Raw genomic sequence first — 781 nt, 5'->3', positions numbered from 1 at the left:
GCACCAGCGGCATCCACTTCCCCGTCCACGCCGACCGCGGCCAATGCGGCCTTGTCGTTTTCCTGGGCTCGGAGATCACCCTGTCGCAGGACGCTCTCTACGAGATCCACGCTCGTTGCTTTTCGTTGTTCGCCGCAGTCGCCCGCATCCGCCCGAGCGATGCCGGCCGCATGCGTGCAATCTCCAAGCGCGAACTCGAATGCCTGAAGCTGACCGCCAACGGCAACACCAGCGAGGAGATCGCGCGACTCCTGAAACTGTCGGTGCACACCGCCAACCAGTATCTGACCCAATCGACCCAGAAGCTCAACGCCGTCAATCGCAACCAGGCCGTTGCCAAGGCGCTGCGGCTGGGCTTGATCGAATAGGGGAATTCGGCAGCGCTTCGAAAGCGACCGACGATCAGCGATAGGCCAGCGGCTCGACCTTGCGGATACGCGCCTCTTCGATCACCGCTTCGAGCAGCGCCGTGTTGCGCTCCGGGTCTTCGCCCGGCTTCTCGAACGATACGTAGTTGACCGCCACCGACGCGCCGAGCTCGCTCAGCGTCAGCTGGAAATAGACGGTGACGCCGGGCGGCCTCAGTTCCAGATCGAGCACGATGCGCGGGCTGCCGCTCCAGTCGACATGCGCCTCACCACCATGGCCGAGCCGCAGAGTGCCCGGCATGAAGAACAACTCAACCGCTGAATCGACCAGGTCCGACAGGCATGCGAAATGCTCCAGTCGGATAAAGGCGATGTAGTCGGCGACATCGATCAGCCTCAGTTCGCCCACCACC

The 781-nt window shown here is 63.3% G+C and carries 2 protein-coding genes; one reads left to right on the top strand and one right to left on the bottom strand.

The annotated features are described in order from the left end of the window. A partial coding sequence (locus EN914_RS37135; RefSeq protein WP_245497951.1) for a response regulator transcription factor occupies positions 1-368 on the top strand: 368 nt, incomplete at its 5' end. A gap of 34 nt (positions 369-402) precedes the next feature. Here the strand turns inward: EN914_RS37135 and EN914_RS37130 are convergent. Continuing rightward, complete coding sequence (locus tag EN914_RS37130; RefSeq protein ID WP_127389768.1) at positions 403-780, bottom strand: hypothetical protein; 378 nt, start codon at positions 778-780, stop codon at positions 403-405. Position 781 lies beyond the last annotated feature (1 nt).

The sequence above is a fragment of the Mesorhizobium sp. M7A.F.Ca.CA.001.08.2.1 genome, assembly GCF_003998455.1.
GTDB lineage: Bacteria > Pseudomonadota > Alphaproteobacteria > Rhizobiales > Rhizobiaceae > Mesorhizobium > Mesorhizobium ciceri.
Note: the sequence above shows the minus strand (reverse complement) of the source record. Positions and strands in the feature narration are given on the sequence as shown.